At 61.7% G+C, this 20,651-nt stretch carries 15 protein-coding genes and 1 pseudogene; 8 read left to right on the top strand and 8 right to left on the bottom strand.

Going from position 1 to position 20,651, the window contains the following annotated elements:
• Positions 1-18: 18 nt before the first annotated feature.
• The 4 genes from FYJ44_RS11050 to FYJ44_RS11035 all read left to right on the top strand — a co-directional run bounded on the left by FYJ44_RS11050 (position 19) and on the right by FYJ44_RS11035 (position 8,354).
• Entirely contained in the window at positions 19-2,199 is a 2,181-nt protein-coding gene (locus tag FYJ44_RS11050) for a peptidase U32 family protein (RefSeq protein ID WP_154512118.1), read from the top strand.
• 110 nt (positions 2,200-2,309) lie between these two features.
• A complete protein-coding gene (locus tag FYJ44_RS11045) occupies positions 2,310-3,134 on the top strand; it encodes a tRNA1(Val) (adenine(37)-N6)-methyltransferase (RefSeq protein WP_154512064.1) in 825 nt (274 codons plus the stop codon).
• Positions 3,135-3,142: 8 nt separating this feature from the next.
• Entirely contained in the window at positions 3,143-6,442 is a 3,300-nt protein-coding gene (locus FYJ44_RS11040) for a UvrD-helicase domain-containing protein (RefSeq protein WP_154512062.1), read from the top strand.
• Between the two features lie 331 nt (positions 6,443-6,773).
• Entirely contained in the window at positions 6,774-8,354 is a 1,581-nt protein-coding gene (locus FYJ44_RS11035; RefSeq protein WP_195841016.1) for a S10 family peptidase, read from the top strand.
• A 154-nt stretch (positions 8,355-8,508) separates the two neighbouring features.
• Here the strand turns inward: FYJ44_RS11035 and FYJ44_RS11030 are convergent, their stop codons facing one another.
• The 4 genes from FYJ44_RS11030 to FYJ44_RS11015 form a co-directional block, all read right to left on the bottom strand.
• Positions 8,509-9,636, bottom strand: a complete 1,128-nt coding sequence (locus tag FYJ44_RS11030; protein WP_154512058.1) for an acyltransferase family protein — start codon at positions 9,634-9,636, stop codon at positions 8,509-8,511.
• A gap of 191 nt (positions 9,637-9,827) precedes the next feature.
• Positions 9,828-10,079 carry a hypothetical protein gene (locus tag FYJ44_RS11025; protein WP_154512056.1) on the bottom strand — a complete coding sequence of 84 codons (252 nt, stop codon included), beginning with the start codon at positions 10,077-10,079 and terminating at the stop codon, positions 9,828-9,830.
• Positions 10,080-10,219: 140 nt separating this feature from the next.
• On the bottom strand, positions 10,220-11,656 hold the full coding sequence (locus FYJ44_RS11020) for a sigma-54-dependent transcriptional regulator (RefSeq protein WP_154512054.1): 1,437 nt from the start codon (positions 11,654-11,656) through the stop codon (positions 10,220-10,222).
• Entirely contained in the window at positions 11,656-14,037 is a 2,382-nt protein-coding gene (locus FYJ44_RS11015; protein ID WP_154512052.1) for an ATP-binding protein, read from the bottom strand. The genes FYJ44_RS11020 and FYJ44_RS11015 overlap by 1 nt, the downstream gene beginning before the upstream one ends.
• A 236-nt stretch (positions 14,038-14,273) precedes the next feature.
• On the opposite strand from FYJ44_RS11015, the gene FYJ44_RS11010 reads away from it, so the two are divergent.
• The 4 genes from FYJ44_RS11010 to FYJ44_RS10995 all read left to right on the top strand — a co-directional run bounded on the left by FYJ44_RS11010 (position 14,274) and on the right by FYJ44_RS10995 (position 17,941).
• A complete protein-coding gene (locus FYJ44_RS11010; protein ID WP_154512050.1) occupies positions 14,274-14,741 on the top strand; it encodes a NapC/NirT family cytochrome c in 468 nt (155 codons plus the stop codon).
• Positions 14,734-16,305, top strand: a complete 1,572-nt coding sequence (locus FYJ44_RS11005; RefSeq protein WP_154512048.1) for an ammonia-forming cytochrome c nitrite reductase subunit c552 — start codon at positions 14,734-14,736, stop codon at positions 16,303-16,305. The genes FYJ44_RS11010 and FYJ44_RS11005 overlap by 8 nt, the downstream gene beginning before the upstream one ends.
• 371 nt (positions 16,306-16,676) lie before the next feature.
• A complete protein-coding gene (locus FYJ44_RS11000) occupies positions 16,677-17,039 on the top strand; it encodes a C40 family peptidase (protein ID WP_288228891.1) in 363 nt (120 codons plus the stop codon).
• A 308-nt stretch (positions 17,040-17,347) separates the two neighbouring features.
• The gene (locus tag FYJ44_RS10995) at positions 17,348-17,941 is read left to right on the top strand and encodes a MerR family transcriptional regulator (RefSeq protein ID WP_154512044.1); all 594 of its coding nucleotides are present in this window, start codon (positions 17,348-17,350) and stop codon (positions 17,939-17,941) included.
• A 202-nt stretch (positions 17,942-18,143) separates the two neighbouring features.
• Here FYJ44_RS10995 and tnpA read toward each other — a convergent pair.
• From tnpA to FYJ44_RS10975, 4 genes and pseudogenes are all read right to left on the bottom strand, one after another.
• Positions 18,144-18,596, bottom strand: a pseudogene (gene tnpA / locus FYJ44_RS10990) (IS200/IS605 family transposase).
• 218 nt (positions 18,597-18,814) lie between these two features.
• Positions 18,815-19,264, bottom strand: a complete 450-nt coding sequence (locus tag FYJ44_RS10985; protein ID WP_229772673.1) for a GNAT family N-acetyltransferase — start codon at positions 19,262-19,264, stop codon at positions 18,815-18,817.
• A gap of 13 nt (positions 19,265-19,277) precedes the next feature.
• Positions 19,278-20,057 (bottom strand): DsbA family protein, encoded by a 780-nt coding sequence (locus tag FYJ44_RS10980; protein WP_229772672.1) that lies wholly within the window; start codon positions 20,055-20,057, stop codon positions 19,278-19,280.
• A 74-nt stretch (positions 20,058-20,131) separates the two neighbouring features.
• Entirely contained in the window at positions 20,132-20,509 is a 378-nt protein-coding gene (locus FYJ44_RS10975; RefSeq protein ID WP_320860749.1) for a response regulator, read from the bottom strand.
• Positions 20,510-20,651: the final 142 nt, after the last annotated feature.

Below are 20,651 nucleotides of genomic sequence, written 5' to 3'. Positions count from 1 at the left end.
TCTCCCGCCGCGGACCACATGAGCCAGACGGAAAATCCCTCCGCCTCGCCGCGCAAACCCGAAATTCTCGCTCCGGCCGGGGACGCCTCCTCTTTTCTGGCGGCCCTGGCCGCCGGGGCCGACGCCATTTATCTGGGCCTGAAGCACTTTTCGGCCCGCATGCAGGCGGAAAACTTCGGCCTCACCGAGCTGTCCCGGCTCACGGATCTGGCCCACGCCGAAAACGCGCGCGTCTACGTGGCCATGAACACCCTGGTCAAACCCGGCGAAAGCGCCGCCGCCTACCGGCTGGCCGCGCGTCTGGCCCGCCAGGTGCGCCCGGACGGGCTGATCATCCAGGATCTGGCCATGCTGGATCTGGCCCGGCAGGCCGGTTTCGAGGGCGGGCTGTTCCTGTCCACCCTGGCCAACCTGACCCACCCCGAAGCCCTGCTTCAGGCCAGGGGGCTGGGCGCCGACCGGGTGATTCTGCCGCGCGAACTGTCCATCGACGAGATCCGGCGCATGGGCGAAGCCTGCCCGGACGGCCTTGATCTGGAATGTTTCATCCACGGGGCGCTGTGCTATTGCGTGTCCGGGCGCTGTTACTGGTCCAGCTATATGGGCGGCAAAAGCGGCCTGCGCGGCCGTTGCGTGCAACCCTGCCGCCGGATCTACCGCCAGGGCGGCGCGGCGGCCCAGGCGCTTTTCCGCAATGCGGAAAACGAAGAGCAGGAAGCCGTCCGACGCGACGGAAAAAACGCGCGCACGAGCCGTGACGGCCGGTCCGTCCGCGAGGCCCGCCCCTTTGAGCTTGAAGGGAAGACCGCGCGCCGCGCCCCACGGCCGCCGCGCGGCAAGGAACACAGCGGCCGCTTTTTCTCCTGTCTGGATCTTTCCCTGGACGTGCTGGCCAAGACCCTCCTGGATATTCCCCATCTGGTGTCCTGGAAAATCGAAGGCCGCAAAAAAGGCCCGCATTACGTCTACCATGTGGTTACGGCCTACCGCATGCTGCGCGACAACGTGGGCGACCCCAAGGCCCGCAAGACCGCCGAGGAAATTCTGGAAATGGCATTGGGCCGCCCCGGCAGCCGGGCGCGCTTTCTGCCGCAGAAAAACAACGTGCCCACCACACCCGACGGCCAGACCAGTTCCGGCCTGCTGGCGGGCAAAATCCGCGTGGAACCCGACGGCCGCCTGGTGCTCAAGCCGCATTTCGAGCTGCTGCCGCAGGACTATCTGCGCGTGGGCGTGGAGGACGAACGCTGGCACGCCACCCTGCCGGTGACCCGGCGCATCCCCAAGGCCGGGAGCCTGATCCTGCGCCTGCCCAAGCACAAGACGCCCAAGGCGGGCACGCCGGTCTTTCTCATTGACCGGCGCGAACCCGAGCTGATGCAGTTGCTCAAAGCCTGGCAGGCTCGCCTGGAGGTCCTGCCGGGCCGTCCCAGCACAGCCGTGGACAGCGCCCCCCGCCTGCCCAGCGCTGTGAAATCCCGCCCTAGGGCGGACATGCTGCTGCGCGCCACCCTGCCGCAAGGCCGGGAAACGCGGGGCAGCCGTAATCAGTTGCTGGCGCTCTGGCTCTCGCCGCGCAGCGCGGAGATTTCGCGCACGGTGGCCCCGCGCGTGGCCTGGTGGCTGCCGCCCGTGGTCTGGCCCGAAGAGGAGGACAGCCTGCGCCGGATGATCGCCCGGCTCTGGCGTGACGGCGCGCGCCATTTCGTCTGCAACGCGCCCTGGCAGCGCGGCTTTTTCCCGGCGGAACTGCCCGAGGACGCGGACCTTTTGGCCGGGCCTTTCTGCAACGCGGCCAACGCTCCGGCGCTGGGCGTGCTGGCGGGTATGGGCTTTGCCGGGGCCTTCGTCAGCCCGGAACTGGCCCGCGAGGACCTACTGGCCCTGCCCGGACAGAGCCCCCTGCCGCTGGGCATGGTGCTCAGCGGCTTCTGGCCCGTGGGCCTCAGCCGCTTCGGTCTGCTGGGCGTCAAGGCCAACGAACCTTTTATGAGCCCCAAGGGCGAGGTTTTCTGGGCGCGGCAATACGGCGGCAACATCTGGCTCTATCCCGGCTGGCCCCTGGATCTCACGGCCAAACGCCAGGAACTGACGGCCGCGGGCTACGGCTTTTTCGTCCATATTCAGGAAAACCCGCCCGCCGGATTGCCGGAAGCGCGGCGGCAGGGCTTGTTTAATTGGGACGGCGCACTGCTGTAACGCATTCGAGATTTTTTGCCCGGCTGCTCCAGTCTTCACTTTCCTTGCCGGCGGCAACGATCCCGGATGCGGAACAATGACGTTATACATCACGTCGTAAAAGTCAGACCTTGGTAGTACGGGGAATATATACGCAAGAAAGCATCCGCGACGCCCGCGCCGCTTTCCCGCGCGGTCTGGAGCAGCCCGGCGGGAGCTTGCGCTTCGGTCTGGACGCGTTGTTGCTGGCGGCCTTCGCGGCCCGGCATTGCGAAGAACGCCGCGCGCGTCTCTCCAGAGCGACGCCCCAGGCCTTGAGCCTGTCCGTTGCGGAACTAGGTTGCGGTTGCGGAGCGGCCCTGCTGGGACTGGCCCTGCGCTGCCCCGAGGCGCGCGGGCTGGGCCTGGAGAGGGAGGAAAATTTGCTGGAGGCGGCCCGGCGCAATGCCCGCGAGCTGGGCCTGGAGCAAAGTCTGCTCTTCCGGGCGGCGGACCTTGCGGTTCCGCTGCCGGAACTGGACGGAACGCGCGACATGGTGCTGGCCAACCCGCCCTACGGCCTGCCGGGCCAAGGCCGGGCGTCGCCCTCACTCCTGCGGGAACGCGCCCTGCGCGACGCCGACGCTCTGGGCGTTTTCTGCCGCGCCGCCGCCAGGCTCTTGCGCCACCACGGACATTTTTTCTGCATTTTCGAGGCGCGCTCCCTGCCCCGGCTTTGCGCGGCCTTTGAGGAAGCGCGTCTGGGCCTGCGCCGGATCATTCCCGTGCGTCCCCACAGCCACAGCCCGGCCACACGCCTGTTGGCGCAAACCCGCAAGGGCGCGGCCCCGGAACCGCGCCTGGAGGCCCCGCTGACCCTGCACCGACAACAGCCGGGCCGGGCGGCGCGAACAACCCCTCTCTGGACGGCGCGGGCGCTGGCGTTCTGTCCCTGGCTGGCTGCGGCCACAACATGAGGTTAGACATGAATTTTATTGCGGATCTGCACATCCATTCGCGTTTCTCCCGGGCCACCAGCAAAGCGCTCAATCCCCGGCATCTGGCGGCCTGGGCGCGCTGCAAGGGCATCGACGTGCTGGGCACCGGCGACTTCACTCATCCGCAATGGCGGGCCGAGCTGCGTGAGCAGTTGGCCTTCGATGAAGTCAGCGGCCTCTATCGTCTGAAAGGGGAGCCGGAACAGCTGGCAATTCTGGCCGACGCGCAGCCCCGTCCCCATGCGGGCAGGCAGGGGCCGCTGTTCTGCCTTCAGGCGGAAATCAGCTCCATTTACAAGCGCCACGGCAAGGTGCGCAAGGTGCACAATCTGGTCTTTGTGCCCGATCTGGACGCCGCTGACCGCCTTTCCGAACGTCTGGCCCAGATCGGCAATCTCAATTCCGACGGGCGGCCCATTCTGGGCCTGGACTCGCGCGACCTGCTGGAAATTATGCTGGAAACCGTGCCCCAGGCCGTGCTGGTGCCCGCCCATGTCTGGACGCCCTGGTTCGCCCTGTTCGGCTCCAAGTCCGGCTTCGACCGGCTGGAGGACTGCTTCGCCGACCTCTCGGAACATATTTTCGCCCTGGAGACCGGCCTCTCCTCGGACCCGGCCATGAACCGCCTCATCAGCCGCCTGGACGGCTATGTCCTGATCTCCAATTCCGACGCCCATTCCGGGGCCAACCTGGGCCGCGAAGCCAATCTTTTCGCCGGACCGCCCTCCTACGCGGGCATGTTCACGGCCCTGCGCGCGGCAGCCCGGCGCGAGCCGCAGGACAGCCTGGACTGCCGCTTTCTAGGCACCATGGAATTCTACCCCGAGGAAGGCAAATACCATCTGGACGGCCACCGGGCCTGCAATGTGGTGCTGGAACCGCGCGAAGCCCTGGCCCTGAACAATATCTGCCCGGTCTGCGGCAAGCCTTTGACCGTGGGCGTGCTGCATCGCGTGTTGGAACTGGCCGACCGCGAGGCTCCGGCTCAATTGCCGCTGGAGCCTGAAGCCCGGCCTTTGATCCCCCTGCCGGAAGTGGTCGGCGAAATTCTGGGCGCGGGCTCCGGCTCACGCAAGGTGCAGGAACGCTACAGCCGCCTGCTGCGCGAGCTGGGGCCGGAACTGGACATCCTCTGCCATTTGCCGGAAGCGGACCTCCGCGCCCACTGGGAGCCTCTGGGCGAAGCCGTGGCCCGCATGCGGCGCGGTCAGGTGATCCGCCAGGGCGGCTTTGACGGTCAATACGGCGTGGTGCGCGTGTTTGAACCCGAAGAATTGCGCGACGTGCGCGGCGGCGGCCAACGCCTGCCGGGATTGGCCCGGCCCGGACGCCCGCGCAAAAACGCAACGGCAACGGCCCCAGCGCAAGGCGGCGCCGCCGACAACTCCCTCTCGCTTCTGAGCCTGACAAAAGCCGCGCCGGAACAGAAAAGCGACGTGGTTCCCGCGCCCGTTGCGGCGGCTTTTTCCGACGAACAAGACGCGGCTCTGCGTGCCGGTCCCGCTCCGGTTCTGATTCTGGCCGGTCCCGGCGCGGGCAAAACCCGCGTGCTCATCGGCCGTCTGCAACGGCTGCTGGAAGAAGGCGCGCGGCCCCAGGAACTCCTGGCCGTCACCTTTACCCGCCGCGCCGCCGGGGAACTGCGGGAACGTCTGAACGCGGCCCTGCCTCAGCTCGCCGCCCTGCCGCAATGCGACACCCTCCACGGCCTGGCCTGGGGCGAACTGCGCGCGGCCGAACCGCAAAGCCTGCTCCTGGCCGAGGACGCGGCCTTCCGCCTGTTCGGCGCGGCCAATGCGGATGTACCCGCGCGGCGGCTGCGCACGCTCTGGGATACCCTGAGCCTGGCCCGCGAAAGCCTGAATGAGCCGACTCCGGGCAGCGAACTGGCGGAAGCCGCCGACCGCTACCGCCGGCGTAAAAACGCCCGGAGCCATATGCGCTATGTGGACTACGCCGACCTGCTGGACTGGCTGCTGGCGCACGCTCCCGAACTGAACGGGCGCTGGCGGCATGTGCTGGTGGACGAGGTGCAGGACCTTTCACCCGTGCAGCTGGCCGTGATCCGCGCCCTGCTGCCGTCCGGCGGCCAGGGCTTTTTCGGCATCGGCGACCCGGATCAGGCCATCTACGGCTTTCGCGGGGCCACGGGCCAGAGCGAGGCTTCTTTGCGGGCCTGCTGGCCGGAGCTTGCGGTGCACAGGCTGGGCCGGAGCTACCGCGCCAGCCAGGACGTGCTGGACATGGCCCAGAACCTTTTGCAGGGCCGGGGGCAGTGCGGCCTGTTGCGCGCGGCCCGGCCTCTGCGGGCCCAGTTGCAGCTCTTCGCCGCGCCGGACGAGCGGGCCGAAGCCCGCTGGCTGGCCGGACGCGTGCAGCGGCTTATCGGGGCCACGGCCCACACCTTGCTGGATCAGGCCCAAAAGCGCGCCGACGCCACTGAGCTGGACAACAGCCTGTCGCCGGGGGACGTGGCTGTGCTGGTGCGGCTCAAAGCCCAGATTCCGCCCCTGCGCGCGGCTCTGGAACAGGCGGGCGTGCCGTGCGCGGCCCCGGCGCAGGAAGAGTTCTGGCAGGAACCGGTCTGCGCCCGCTTTCTGGCTCTGGCCGCCGGACATTGCGGTTTTGCGGACATTTTGCCGGCCCCGCCGGAGCAGGCGGACGCGGCGGAGCGGGACACGGCCCTGCCCTGGCCCGCCGGGAACCTGCCCAAACCGCAGGACATGGCCGCCTGGCTGGACGCGCAGGCCTGGACCGGCGAACTTTTTTGCCGGAGCCGCCAGTGGCGCTCGCTCTGCCGTCTCTGGCAGGAATGCGGCGGCTGGCAGGCCCTGTTCCAGCGGCTGGCCTGGCTGCACGAGGCGGAGTTGGTGCGCGCCAAAGCCGAGCAGGTCCAGATTCTTACCCTGCACGCCTCCAAGGGACTGGAATTTCAGGCGGTCTTTCTGCCCGGCCTGGAAAGCGGCCTGCTGCCGCTACGGCGGGAACTGCTGTTTGAAAAAGAGGCTGCGGAAGCAGAGGGCCCAAGCAATCAGGCGGCCCGTGACGCCCGACTTGTGGAGGAACTGGCGGAGGAGCGGCGTCTGCTCTATGTGGGGCTGACCCGCGCCGCGCGGGCATTGTTTGTGAGCTATTGCGCCCGGCGCACGCTGTACGGCAAAAAACTGCGCCTCGCGCCTTCGCCCTTTTTGGCCCAGATCCGCGACTTCTGCCGCCAGAGCACGCTGACGCCGCACACGCGCAAATCAGAAGAGCATCTTTCGCTCCTGTCCGGGCTGGATGAATGACGATTACCGCTCTTTGAAACGGCACGGATTCCGGCAAGCCCCGCTTTCACCTGAAGGAGCGGGGCTTGCTATCTATGAGCAATACTTCCGTTAAATCAGAAAAAAAAGACGCGTCTGTCCCCCCTCTGCGCGCTTTTGATTGATGCGCCGTTGAAATAACGGTAGACTATGGGAAAGAACACTGACAACGGCAACTGGTGCGCATTAACGTTAGAAAGCTATATTTCGGGCATTCGAAAACGTCCGCTTCGATGCTTAACAGTGTAAAGACATTATGGTTACGCCTTCATATATAACTGGTCTTTCCCCGCGCCTGAAAGGAGGTGTTCCAATGCATTCGGAATCAAAACCGTTCCTTGCGCTTCTCGTGCTGCTGTTGTGCGCCGTCGTCGCGCCGTCACTCGCGTCCGGCGAAGGAATAAAGCCCTCCGGCACGGCGGCTGTGAAGGCTACGGCCAAGGAAGACTGTCCGGAAAAGGGCGAGAAGAAGCTGACCGCCGCCATTGACGGCAAAAACATGGCGTACACGGTCAAGACCGGCCTTACCCCTATCCTCGACAAAGACGCCGGGGAAACGGCATACATCTTTTCCGCCTCATACATCCTGGACGGCGGCCCTCGCGAACGCCCGGTGATGTTCCTCTTCAACGGCGGTCCCGGCTCGTCATCGGCCTTTCTGCAAGTCTGCGCCTTCGCGCCCATGACCGTTCCGGGAATAAACCACGGCCTGGAAATGGCCGCGCCGCCGTATAAATTGCAAGCGAATCCCCATAGCCTGCTGGACGTGGCCGACATGGTCTTTATCGACCCGGTGGGCACCGGTTACAGCCGCATGGCGAAACCGGACAAGGAGGGCAAGGAAGGAGAAAAAAAAGAACCGGTGAAGATGGACGCCTATCTGGGAGTGCAAGGCGATCTCGAATCAATGGTGGAATTCGTCCGCATGTGGCTTACCGAAAACGATCGCTGGGGAGCGGAAATCTACTTGGCCGGCGAAAGTTACGGAGGGCTGCGCGCGGCCGGAATGGCCGGGATAATGGGGCAGCAAATCGGTGTCGCGCCCTCGGGAATCGTGCTGATATCCCCGGCCCTCTCCTATCAGGACACCACGTCCGGCCTGGACAACAACGTCACGCCCTTTGTGAACAGGATTCCGTCGATGGCGGCGGCGGCGCAGTATCACAAGCGCCTCGGCGGCGCGCTCAAAAATCTGTCCCGCGACGAAGTTGTGGAGCGAGCCGTCCGCTGGGCCGCGGAACGCTTTGAACCCGCCCTGCGAAAAGGCAACAGGCTGGAACGCGGGGAACGCGAAACGCTGCTCCGCGAGCTTTCGGAATTCACCGGCATTCCGGTGCGGGAGCTTGACGCGCAGGACATGCGCATGGAAGCGTCTGAATTTTCCGCCCAGCTTCTCCGTGACGAAAAAAAATTCGTCAGCATATACGACGCACGTGTCACGGCGCCGGGGAGCGCATGGAGCATGGACGAAGACCCGATGTCAAACATCGTCGGCGAACCGTGCAGGACAGCCTTCATGCGCTTTTTGACGGAAACGGTGGGCATCAGGCCGAAGCGCCCGTATCTGTTCACCTCCTTCGAGATAATCCAGACGTGGGATTTCACCTTGGGGAACAAAGGACGCGAGGGCTTCGTCTCGACGAACGTTTTTTTGGCGAAGGCGATGCGACGGCTGCCGTTTATGCGGGTATATCTGGCCATGGGCCGATTTGATCTGGTCACGCCGCCGGAAAGCGCCCTCAGCAGCCTGTCGCGCATGGACGTCCCGGAAGGCCTTCTGGAGCGGAATCTGACGAGCCGGTACTATGAGGGCGGGCACATGATGTACACGAACCCCGAGGCGCTGAAAGCGTTGAGCAATGATCTTCGCGTATGGATTTCAGGGAAAAAATAAGCCCACCGCCAGCCGGATCGTGTTTGTTGTATAAACTCTTCGGCGACGTCCGGCGAAGACTTTCCGCGCGGAGCCGCCGCAATCAAGATCGCCTGTCCTTCACTGGCGTAACGCGGCGCAATCGCCAGAGGAGCTGTTGCGCCGCCTGCGCGCCTCAGGCGACACAGCGATATATCCAGTGCGCGAAGCGCTCCGCCGGGCCTTCCGCAAAGAGCTTGAACAGGAGCGTGAAGGCATAATTGACCGGAACGGCCGTCGCCAGCGTCAGGGTCAGCGCCGGGACGTAGGATAGCCCCTGTCCCTGCACGGCGAGAAAAAACCAGGCCGAGAAAGACATCAACACGGTAAAGTGCGTCAGCACCAGAGCAAAGGAAAGCTCTCCGGCGCGGACGAGCCAGGAACGCGAGAGCAGCTTTTGCAGCGCCGCCGAGCGGGCGCAGCCCAGAAGCAACAGAAATGCCCCTATGCCAAACAGGGTCTGCTCCGTCAGACCGGACGGCAACAGAACTTCCGGAAAAATGCCCGCAACCAGACCGGCCAGCGCCAGCAGGCCGCCCCAACGTCCGCTTTGCGCAGCGCCGCCGCGGGCCGCCAGCACATCGGCGGCGGCCAGACCCCCGAGAAAGGCGGTATATACGGGCGCGGTGAAGCTCAGCAGGAAAAAGGCCGCGTAGACCCAAAAACGCCGTCGCAACGAACCGAAAAAGAGCAGCGCGCCGTACGAAAAATAGGAGCCGAAAAGGATCACATTCATGCACCAGAGCACGCTGCAATAATCGGAATTGCCGTTCCACAGCGCATCAAAAAGCCCGTTGGCCAGCGCGCCCGTCCAGGACAGCGGGGCCGTATAAAAAGCCCTGTCCCAATTGTTATCAAGATGCGCGGCAAGATCCTGATTGAAAAAGCCGCCGCAGGCAAAGACCGCATAGGCGCAAAGCGCACAGACCAGCACCGGCGGCATCAGGCGGAAATAGCGGACGACAGCCTGCCGTTTGACGCTCTCGGCCTTGCCGTTCTGAAAAAAACGCAATGCGGGAAGAAAAGCGATGACGGCAAAAAAGACATAGAGCGGGAAAGAACCGTTGCTGAGAATGGAGTAGGGAAAATAGCGGAAATAGTAGCCCGCCCGCTCGGCCTGCGGAATGCCCGACTCCCAGCCGATATAGCCGAAAGCCGCAAAAGCCAGCAGATAATGGAATAGACAGATCCAGATGCCGCACAGGCCCTTCAATCCGTCAATATAGGCAATGTGGGCGCTGGTCCCGGTCCGTGCCTGTGCCATGGCGGCATTTCCCTCCAGATGAAACACTCCGGATCACCGCGGCGGCGTCCAGCGAAGAAAGCGCAGACGATGACATCCGTCGCTGTTCCGCAAGCAGACACAAAGACAACCCGCCTGCACTGCCGGAGGCAGAGCACGGCGGGAACAAAGGGAAACACGGACTCCCTGATTTTCTTCAGGATTCCTGTCTGTTATTCCTCAAGCCAGGAATCGTCTTCCAGAACCTTGTAGCCGCGCACCGTAAGGTAGAAGACGCCGTCCGCCTCTTCCACCAGACCGGTGACCTCCACAGGCACGCTGACCTCGCCGGCCAGATCCACTCCGGCTCCGCGCGGCATCACGCGGTATTCCATATCGTCCTGCACCACGGCCACTTTGGCCTGGCGCTCATCCTGCGGCACAGCCGCGACATAGCCTTTAACAGTAACGGGACTCTTGTTCATGCGCTGACATAGCCTCTGCAAGCCTTTTTTTTGGGCTATAGCGCCTTTTATGGCATGAGGCAAGAGAAGCGGGGATACAAATCGGCTTATGGCGCGGCCTGCGGCCATTTTTTCCATGGGCCCGCGACTGTCCTTCCGGTTCAGACATGATATTTCTTGATCAGCTCATACCAGTGTCCGCGTGAAATGCCCGCCAGACCGGCGGCCCGGCGGACGTCGCCCGCACTCACGGCCATGACCCGGCGCACATATTCCTCTTCGGCGCGGGCTTTCCAGTCGCGCAGGCTGGGCAGTTCCCCGGCGGCGCTTCCCGCGAGGCCCGGGCCGTCGCCTCTCAGGTCCGCCGTGGCCGCGTCCCGGGCCGGGGGCGGCACAGGTTCCGGACTCTGCTCCCGCCCCCGGCTCACCCGGTGCCGGGCCACGGCCACCCGCATCTGGGTGGGCAGGTGTCCGGGCAGAATCAGATCGCCCTGTCCGGCGGCCAGACAGGCCCGTTCCAGTGCGTGGATCAATTCGCGCACATTGCCGGGCCAGGGATATTCCATCAGCATGTCCAGCACGGGTTCGGCCAGGACCTTTTCCGGCAGATCGTTGCGCAGGCAGAAGGCGGTGACGGCCTGACGGGCCAAAGAGGGAATTTCGTCGCGGCGTTCGCGCAGGGGCGGAATCACAATGGTAATGCCCTGAAGCCGGTAGAGCAGATCGCCGCGAAACTGCCCGCTGCGCGCCATACCCTCCAGATCGCGGTTGGTGGCGGCCACCAGCCGGAAGTCGCTGTCCACCTCCTGCACCTCGCCCACCGGGCGGAAACGGCGCAACTCCAGAGCGCGCAGAAACGCACCCTGCATGACCAGGGGCAGATCGCCCACTTCATCCAGAAAAAGCGTGCCCTTGTGCGCGGCCAGCAAAAGCCCCTCACGGGCGCGCTCCGCTCCGGTGAAAGCCCCGCGGCTGTGGCCGAAGAGATGGCTCTCGACCAGGGTTTCCGGCAAGGAGGCGCAGTCCACGGTCACAAAGGGCTGGGCCGCGCGGTTGCTGTTGCGGAACAGGGCCTTGGCGAACAACTCCTTGCCTACCCCGGTTTCGCCCAGAATCAGAACATTGACCTCGCTCTGGGCGGCCTGGGCCAGCAGTTTGAGGGCCTGCGTCATGCCCGGCCCGGAGCCCAGAATATGCCCGCTGTCCACCTTGAGCGCCGCCGGACCGGGCTTGCGGCCCTGACGGAAGGCCAGAATGTGGCGCAGGCATTGTTCAATGTCGCGGATTTGCAGGGGCTTGGTCAGAAATTCCCAGGCCCCGGAACGCAGGGCGGCTTCCGCCGCGTCGCCGTCGCCGTGTCCGGTGATGATGACGATATCCGGCTCATCGGGGAGATGGGCGAATTCGCTCTGAAATTCAAGGCCGTTGCCGTCCGGCAGCCAGGCGTCCAGCAGCACCACGTCCACGCCCTGACGGCCCAGGCTGAGCCCGTCCTTGAGCGTGGAGGCGCAGACGGCTTCATGACCCATGCGCGCGCAGACCACTTCCACCATGGTGCGCATCAGGGCCTCATCGTCCACCACCAGTATACGCGCCATTATGCTCTCCCCCGCTGATCGGCGGCCGAAGCGGCCGACCCGTTTTCGTCCGCGTCGGCGGCGTCCAGCAGCGCCAGGGCCTCCCGCATGGCATGGACCAGTTCGGCCGCAGCCGCGGCCAGATGCGCATCTTCCGCTTTTTCCGTCTGAGAGGCCGTGGCGTGCAAGCGCATCAGCCGCATGGTGCCCGCCGAATTCTTGCAGGCGTGGACCAGTCGGCGGACGCATTGCGCATCTTTGACTGATGCGGCTCCCTCCAGCTGCGTCAGCATCTTCCGCAAATCCTCACGCAGCACCGCAAGCAAACGAGCGAAAATCTCCGTATCCCCGTCCATGGCGGCCAGAGCGGCCTCACGCTCCCAGAGCGGAACTTCATCTGGGGTATGGTTTTTTTCCAGCATGGGCGCGCGCTCCTTTTCATCCTCTTCTCTGCCGCACTGCGCTTGGAGCAAGGCTGCGAGACGTTGGCGCAGCAAGGCGAAGGATGCCGGCTTCAGCAGAATGACGTCGGGCCGCAGGTCGCGGCAGCGCTCTTCGGCCTCATTATCCAGGGCGGCCGTGTACAGAATTACGCGCTGATCCGGAGTAGCGCCGGTTTGTCCTTGGCGGATGCGTCGCAACACCTCCAGGCCGTCCGGCGCGGGCATGCGCGCGTCCAGCAGCACCACATCCCAAGTCTGGCCGTCCGGCCTTGCAGCGGCGTCATTCAGAGCGGCCAGGGTCGCCTGGCCGTCGGCCGTCATCCGCACCAGCGCGCCCTCCCGGCGCAGGGCCTGCTCCAGAAAATAGCGGGCGGCCGGATTGTCCTCGGCGGCCAGGATGCGGCGGCCCGCCAGCGGACCGGCGGCTGGCGCAATGCTTCTGTCGTCCGGCGGCGGACAGCCGCATTCTTCCGATCCATTGGTTGCGTCCGCGCTTTGCCGGTCTTCGCGCATCACCACTTCCAGCGTGAAGCATGAACCCCGGCCCGCGCTGGAAGCGACCCGCACGTCGCCGTTCATACGCCTGGCGATAGTCCGGGCGATGTTCAGGCCCAGGCCCGTACCCGGCTTGTCGCCCGCGTGCGAACCTCGCTGAAAGCTCTCGAAAATCCGCTCCAGTTCGTCCGCCTGAAGGCCCGGCCCGCTGTCCCGTACATGCAGCCGCAGAGCAAGGCGGTCCGAGCGCGTGTTTTCCGCTTCCACTTCCAGCCGCACAAAGCCTTTTTCAGTAAACTTGACCGCATTGCTGATAAGGTTGCCCAAAGCCTGGCGTAAGCGGAAGGCGTCGCCATAGAGGTTGTCCGGCGTTGCCGCCGGCAGGTCCAGCTCCAGCCGCAGGCCCTTGGCTTCGGCGGCGGGACGGTAGAGTTCAAGGCATTGAGAAAGTGCGGCCCGCAGGCTGAAAGAGCTTTTATGCAGCGTCAGAGAGCCCTGCTCCAGAGCTGCATAGTCCGTGATGTCGCTGACCATTTCCAGCAAAGCCCCACCGGCCCGGATCAGATAGCGCAGAGCGCGCTTTTTTTCCGGCGCGGCGGCGTCGCTGCGCTGCAACAGTTCGCTCATGCCCAGAATAGCGGTGAGCGGCGTGTGCATGTCATGACTCAGCCGGGCCATGAAAGCGCTTTTCATGCGACTGGTTTCCTCGGCCTGCCAGCGACGCCGGGCCAGATTGAGGGTCAGCCCGCCGATGGCCAGCACGCCTGTGAGGCCCAGCAGCGCATAGAGAAGGCGCATATTGGCCTCCTGCCTGGCCGCGTTGCGCAGATACGGTGCGGCGTCCTGACTGACGCTGATGCCGCCGAGCACCTCGCCCACGCGGCTGTCCACATGGCAGCGCAGACAGCTTTGCTGCGCCACCAGCACGGTGAGCAGGCGCAGGCGGCCCTGCCCGTTCTCATCCGGCGGACTGAAAATTTCCTGGCGCCCCTCGGTGCATTCGATGAGAGCCTCACCCTCCCAGGCGTCGGACTGATTTTCCGGCCGCAGGGGCTTGCGTCCGATAATGGCGATGCTGATGCCCGGCCAAGTGCTGCGTTCGGCAAGCTGGCGGCTCATATAGGCGGGATTCATCAGCACCAGGGTGCGGCCGTCGGCGGTTTTCAGCGTGCGTTCGTGGGGCGGCAGCCAGGGATTGGGCCTGCCGTACTCGCTTTCCGGCACATAGACCCCGCCGTGCGCCGCGTTCCAGTTGCGCGCGTCCAGCAGTTGTTGGGCCACGGTGGAAAGACGGGTACGCTCCAGTTCCAGGCGGTGGCTTTCATCCACATGCGCGGCGTGCCGGTAGAGGCCCAGAGTCAGGCCCAGCCAGAACAGGCTGGCCAATACGGGCAGCCAGAACAGGCTGGCCAATACGGGCAGCCAGAACACGCGGAGAAGTCTCCCGGCTGAGGGATGCGCCATGTTTCCTCCGATGCGGAATGTGGGCGGGATTGTCAGCTTTTTCTGATTTTTTGTCTTTTTTTTCTGAACAACACAAGTATGCTATTGGTAGGCATTATATATTTGTCCAAAACTACCTGTCTTTACATGATTTATTTTTTCGTACTTTTTATCTTGTCCTGGCATGTTTCTTGATTCACAAAAAGGATAACGCCGTCATAGGGACGGCAATGACGGAGTGAGTGAAGGAGGCTTCTATGGGAACACCCCGCAATGGACCCTGGCTTAAATGGCTGTTGGGCGGCGTTGCGGTGGGCGTGGTGCTTTTCGGCGTGTTGGCCTATGCCATGACGGCAACGGATCAGCGCCCGTTCTGCGCCAGTTGTCACATCATGCAGGAGGCGGCCGTGACCCACAAGCTGGGCACGCACGCCGATCGTTCCTGTAATGAATGCCACGCCCCGCACAACCTGCTGGCCAAGCTGCCGTTCAAGGCGCAAGCGGGCCTGAGTGACTTCATGGGCAATCTGTCGGGCAAGGACGTGCCGTATCCGGCCAGTGTGACTACGCGCGACGTGGTCAATGAAAACTGTAAGGCCTGTCACGCCCAGACCAACGTCAACGTGGCCAGCATGAACGCAAAACCTTATTGCGTTGACTGCCACCGCAATGTGGCCCATATGCGCCACAAGCCCATCAGCACAAGGACGGTAGCGTATGAATAAGCATATTTGCAGTATGGCTCTGGCCGTATCGGCGCTGCTGGGAGCGGCGCTGCTCAGCGGCTGCAATGATGTTTCGACGGAACTGAAGGCGCCCACCTACAAGACCAACATCAAAGCGGATGAAACCCGCATGTCGGCGTTCAAAGCCGAATTTCCCGATCAGTACGCCTCGTACCAGAAAAACAACGAATCCGAGGTGATGACCGACTACAAGGGCTCCATTGCCTATCACAAGAACGACAACGTCAATCCCCTGCCCAAGGGCTTCAAGCACGCCCAGCCCTATCTGAAAAATCTCTGGCTGGGCTACCCCTTCATGTACGAATACAATGAAACCCGCGGCCACACTCATGCGGTGGAGGATTTTGTCAACATTGACCGGCTGAACCGTTACGGCGCCGACGGCAAGGGCTTGATGCCCGCTACCTGCTGGAACTGCAAAACGCCCAAGATGATGACCTGGATCAAACAGTACGGCAACGACTTCTGGTCCAAGGACGTCAACGAATTCCGGGGCAAGGACAAGATCGACGCCAAGGAAGAGAGCATTTCCTGCTCCACCTGTCATGATCCCCAGACCATGGAACTGCGGCTTTATTCCGAACCGCTGCAGGATTGGCTGAAGCGCACCAACCAGGACTGGAACAAGCTTTCCCGCAACGAAAAGCGCACCCTGGTCTGCGCCCAGTGTCACGTGGAATACTACTTCACCCATCCCGACAACGGCCCCAAGCTGCGTCCGGTCTTCCCGTGGGACAACGGCTTCAACCCCGAAGACATGTACCAGTACTACAAGGGCCACGGCAAAAAGGACGCCAACGGCAAGCCCGGTCCTTTCGCGGACTTTGTGCATGCCGCCTCCAAGGTGCCGGTGATCAAGATGCAGCATCCCGACTTTGAAACCTTCCAGGACGGCCCGCACGGCGCGGCCGGCGTTTCCTGCGCGGACTGCCACATGCCCTACCAGCGTGTGGACGGGAAGAAGATGTCCAGCCACTGGATGACTTCGCCCATGAAGGACAAGGAAATGCGCGCCTGCCGTCAGTGCCATGCCGACAAGACGCCGGAATACTTGCGCCAGCGGGTGATCTACACCCAGCAGAAGACGTTTGACCAGCTGCTGAAGGCCGAAGCGCTTTCGGTCAAGGCCCATGAGGCCGTGCGCCTGGCCAACAGCTATGACGGCGAACGTGCGGCCGATTACGACGCCCTGATGACCGAGGCCCGTGAAATGGTTCGTAAGGGCCAGCTTTTCTGGGATTACGTCTCCGCTGAGAACAGCGTGGGCTTCCATAATCCGGCCAAGGCTCTGGACACGCTGATGACCTCCATGGAATGCAGCCAAAAGGCCGTGGACCTTGCCGGTCAGGCCACTCATTACGGCATTGCCCCGGCGCTGGCCGGGGATATCGAAAAGATCGTGCCGCCTATTCTTGAAATGAGCCGCAAGCTGCAGCAGGACCCCGAATTCCTGCAGAAGAATCCCTGGACAAAGCTGCTTCCCGTGCTGCCCAAGGCTGATCAGGTCTGGGACGGGCAGGAGCGCCTGACCTCCACCAAGTAATTCTTCGGACGCTGAAAACGCGCATGAGATGAGAGGCCCCCGCACTGCGGGGGCCTCTTTTATGTCCCGGACAGCGTTTTCACAAGTTTTTTCTGATTTTGGCTTTTCCATTAGCTGTTTGTATTGCTTTTTTCACTTAAGTTTTTCTGTGATATGCCGAAAGGATCAATAGTGATATTTTGAGAGATGGCTTTAATACAGTTTTAAAAATTTTCTATACATTATTGAGACAGTTTATGGAGAGAGAACACCACACATCCACGCACTTCTGGCGCGTTTGCGTTCTCGGGCCGCTGTTGGCGGCGCTGTTGACGGGCTGTGGTTTGTTCCGACCGGCGGATAATGGTCCGACGCCCGTTAAAGCGCAAAAAGTGGTACATACCGCCTACAGCCAGATGGGCAAAAAATATCGACTGGGCGGCGCCTCACCTCAAAAAGGCTTTGACTGCTCGGGTCTGATCTGGTGGGCCTACCGTCAGAACGGTCTGAATGTGCCCAGAATCACGGTGGATCAGGCCCGGGCCGGGCAGTCCGTGCCGAAAAATCTGGCCCGTCCCGGCGACATTGTGGTTTTCCGCACCGGGCAAAGCCCGCGCGGTCTGCATACCGGCATTTACGCCGGCGGCGACTCTTTTATCCACAGTCCGCGCCGGGGCGAGCGCGTGCGCATGGAAAGCATGAACATTCCCTACTGGCGCAGCAAACTGATTTCCGTGCGCCGAGTCGTGCGCTGAACCACATTGCGTTTATTGATGTTAAGCCCCGCACCCTTTGGCGCGGGGCTTTTTTCGCAAGTACGCAGCTTGCTATCATAGATTGTTTGAAGTATGTCTGGAAAATAGATTAGGGGATTTGCGCCTGCCGCTATTGCGTTTTGTTGCGCATGACGTCTGTTTTTCCAGCCGTCCGGGCTCAACAGCAAGGTAATCCGCGTTTTTTCAGCACGCGGGCAGCGCAATTATTGAAAATAAAATATCTTCAACGGCAAATCGCTCTGGATATTCCACCACAGCAATGCTGCGATACGCTTGCAGGAGGCGTCATGGCGCGCACGGCATCACGGACCGAAGGCCTTCTGAGCATTGCGGATATTTCCCGCCATTTTTCCCTGCCGGAATCCACAACCCGCTATTACTGTAAACGCTTCGCGGCCTTTATCCCCAGTGTGGGCGAAGGCCGCCGACGGCGCTACCGACCGGAAACCCTGGAAGTTATTGCCGCCATACTGGAGCAGATGCAGACTTCCCGCACGGCGGCCGCTGTGGAAAATACGCTGCTGGCCCGCTTTCCCCGTAACGCTCTTGCTGTTCCCGAGCCTGAGCCCTGCCCGGTCCGGCAGGTGGAGAATTTGGTTGCGGAGTTGCTGCCTACAGCGGCCCTGCAGCTTCTGGAGCGTCAGACCCAGGCCCTGGAGAGCATTGCGCAGCTCATGCATGCGGTGATTGAACGCCTGCCGCAAACCGGAGCGGCGGCGTCTGAAACAGCACGCGAGAATCAGCAATTGCGTAGTGATGTGGAAAATCTGCGCGTTCTGCTGCATGCCTCGGAAAAAACCCAACAAGCGGATCTGGATCAGCTGCGGGCCTGGATGACCAGGGTAATTCAGCGACGGGACAAAACCGCTCCGGCGGACTGACAGCAACAGCATTCTCTTTTTGCGGCATTGCTGAACGGATATTTCCATTGTGGCGGAATCAGCACCGCCTTTTGAAGGGGCTCCATCAAAACCACCCGCATAGCGGGTAGTTTGCTCCAGCCCTATAAGGGCTTGTTACCGGCCAGCGTCTAAAGGCGCCGGCTTTCACTTTGTTCAAGCCCAGAGCCCTTGCCGCCTTGGCCTACCCCTTGAAGGGGTCTTGGTATTCTCGTGGACTCAACCTGTCTTGCATAATGTCATGCTTCTCTTGCTGCTAAATATATTTTTTAATCGTTGTCTCATTGAGTCCGACTGTGCTCACATAATACCCTTCGGCCCAGAATTTTCTGTTGCCAAACTTGTACTTAAGATTTGCGTGCTTATCAAAAATCATCAACGAACTTTTTCCTTTCAGATACCCCATAAAATTCGATACACTCATTTTTGGTGGAATAACCAGCAGATGCACATGATCCGGCATGAGATGGCCTTCCAAAATTTCAACACCTTTGTATCTACAAAGGTCTCGAAGAATTTCTTTTATGCTGTCACGTAATTGGGAAAATATTATTTTTCTTCTGTACGTTGGTGTGAATACGATATGATACTTGCATAGCCATTTTGTGTGCGCTAAACTTTGGACTCGAGTTCCCATATAAAAACACCTTTCCCTTAAAAGTTACGATGGGCCTGAACAACTCTATCGTATGGGAAAGGTGTTTTTTTGTGTAACACATTATCGCCACCCGCGTAGCGGGTGGTTGCTTGTTTTGCGCACTACGTGCGCTCAACTGGCTAAAGCCTATAACAACACAGGGCGCATCCGTACGGATGCGCCCTGTAGCATACGCGCACCGGTCGTGCGTAGTGCTCTTATTTTTCCAGAAAAATCAGACGCAGACCGGGCGCCGCTTCCTCTTCGCGAACCGGACGGTAACCCGCGCGCACGTAAAGCCGCACGTTGCGCAGACTTTGGCTGCTGGTAAAAAGCTCGTACCGCGCTTGCGGACAGGTTTTAGCCATGACGGATTCAACGGCCGCCAGTAACTGCGTTCCCACTCCCCTGCCCTGCCGATCCGGATGCACCATCAGCTTTCCGATATGCACCGTATTTTGATCCAGCCGGGCGCGGACGGACCCCACAAGCGTCGCGTCTTCGTCCGCGGCCTTGAGAAAAACCACGCCCCCCTCAAACTGACGCAACAAATCCTCCACGTTTTCCCGTAACGGCGGAATGGCGAAATTGTTCAGCAGGCGGGCTTCGCTCTGGTACGCCAGGTATTGCAGGGCAAGAATCCGCTCCAGATCCGCCCTTTCCGCCATGGTGATCATCACCTTACTTGCCGCTTTGCTTGAGGGACATGTCCACCGCGCCTTTGAACAGATCCAGGGGCAGCGCGCCGCGGACCACCAGATTGTTGACCAGAAAATATGGCGTGCCCTCCACGCCGAGCTTTTGCGCATCCTGCTGATCCTCCGCAAGAATGTCGCTGACCTTCTTGCCGCGCACGTCCCGTGCCAGGCGCTTCATATCCACATCCAGATCCTGCGCGGTCTTTTTCAGAAAATCCTCACCCTCGGTCACCAGCCGGTCCCGGTCGGCGAACAGGGCTTTGTAGAACTTCCAGGCCTTTTCCTCGCTCTGCTGCGAGATAGCCACAAAATAGGCCGCCGCCTGCCCACCCGGCCCTTTTTCATCCAAAGGCAGATTTTTGAAGACCAGGCTGATGTCCTTGCCATATTCCTGCAAGAGAGCATCCACGGTTTTGGAAGCCTGCTGGCAGAAGTGACAGGTAAAATCGGAAAAAGCCACAATGCGCACCTTGGCCTTGGGCGATCCCAGCACCGGACGGCCTTCCAGGCGCACGCTTTTGGGCGTTTTCATATCTTCACGCCACTGAGTTTCCAAATTGCGCTTGCGGCGCATATTGGAACCCTGCTGGGCGATATCCAGCACAGCCTCGCTATTGCGGCGCAACACGTCCAGCACAATATCCGGGTGCTCGCGCAAGGCCTTTTCCAGCAGCTGCGGCAGGTTATCTTCCGTGACCTGACCTGCCGCGCGGGGCGCGCCGCCCGGCAGACAAAGCCCACTCAAGGCCAACAGCAAACTCAAAGCAAAAAACCTTTTAGCGAAAATACTCATATGTCCCTCATAATAGGTTGTAAGCTTCACCGAAGTAACGTTCTTCAGCGCCCCGTCGCTTCATTGCCGTATTCCAACCGGCTTTGCATGGCGGCATCTTCAATTTTAAAGAGCAGATCATCAAAGTCCACGGGCTTCATTAAATAACCGAACGCACCTTGCGTCATGGCCTGAACCGCCAATTGCATATCGGCATGTCCCGAAAGCAGTATAATCTGCGTCTTTGGCCAACGTTCGGCAATCCGCTGTAAAGCGCCCATGCCGTCCAGCACCGGCATTTTTACATCCATCACCACAATGGGAAAACATTCCCCTTCCATGGCCTCCACGGCTTCCTGGCCGTTGGCGGCCCGGCCGCAGGAATACCCGCGCCGTTCCAGGCGTTTTGCCAGTATTCGGGTGACATCTTCCTCATCATCCACAAGCAGGATGCGCGTCCCACACATAAGCTCTCCCGATCAAGTGTCGCGCCGCTTACGACGTTCTTGCATTTTTATCCAGATTTCGGCCATCCGGCAAGAGATCCAAGAGGTTCCGGCGGCGACAAAATACTTTTAATCTATC

The organism is Desulfovibrio porci (assembly GCF_009696265.1).
Taxonomy (GTDB): domain Bacteria; phylum Desulfobacterota; class Desulfovibrionia; order Desulfovibrionales; family Desulfovibrionaceae; genus Desulfovibrio; species Desulfovibrio porci.
Note: the sequence above shows the minus strand (reverse complement) of the source record. Positions and strands in the feature narration are given on the sequence as shown.

Coding starts and splice junctions, on each gene's coding strand:
- FYJ44_RS11050 (WP_154512118.1), top strand. CDS start 19: ATGAGCCAGACGGAAAATCCCTCCGCCTCGCCGCGCAAACCCGAAATT.
- FYJ44_RS11040 (WP_154512062.1), top strand. CDS start 3,143: ATGAATTTTATTGCGGATCTGCACATCCATTCGCGTTTCTCCCGGGCC.
- FYJ44_RS11035 (WP_195841016.1), top strand. CDS start 6,774: ATGCATTCGGAATCAAAACCGTTCCTTGCGCTTCTCGTGCTGCTGTTG.
- FYJ44_RS11030 (WP_154512058.1), bottom strand. CDS start 9,636: ATGGCACAGGCACGGACCGGGACCAGCGCCCACATTGCCTATATTGAC.
- FYJ44_RS11025 (WP_154512056.1), bottom strand. CDS start 10,079: ATGAACAAGAGTCCCGTTACTGTTAAAGGCTATGTCGCGGCTGTGCCG.
- FYJ44_RS11020 (WP_154512054.1), bottom strand. CDS start 11,656: ATGGCGCGTATACTGGTGGTGGACGATGAGGCCCTGATGCGCACCATG.
- FYJ44_RS11015 (WP_154512052.1), bottom strand. CDS start 14,037: ATGGCGCATCCCTCAGCCGGGAGACTTCTCCGCGTGTTCTGGCTGCCC.
- FYJ44_RS11010 (WP_154512050.1), top strand. CDS start 14,274: ATGGGAACACCCCGCAATGGACCCTGGCTTAAATGGCTGTTGGGCGGC.
- FYJ44_RS11005 (WP_154512048.1), top strand. CDS start 14,734: ATGAATAAGCATATTTGCAGTATGGCTCTGGCCGTATCGGCGCTGCTG.
- FYJ44_RS10995 (WP_154512044.1), top strand. CDS start 17,348: ATGGCGCGCACGGCATCACGGACCGAAGGCCTTCTGAGCATTGCGGAT.
- FYJ44_RS10985 (WP_229772673.1), bottom strand. CDS start 19,264: ATGGCGGAAAGGGCGGATCTGGAGCGGATTCTTGCCCTGCAATACCTG.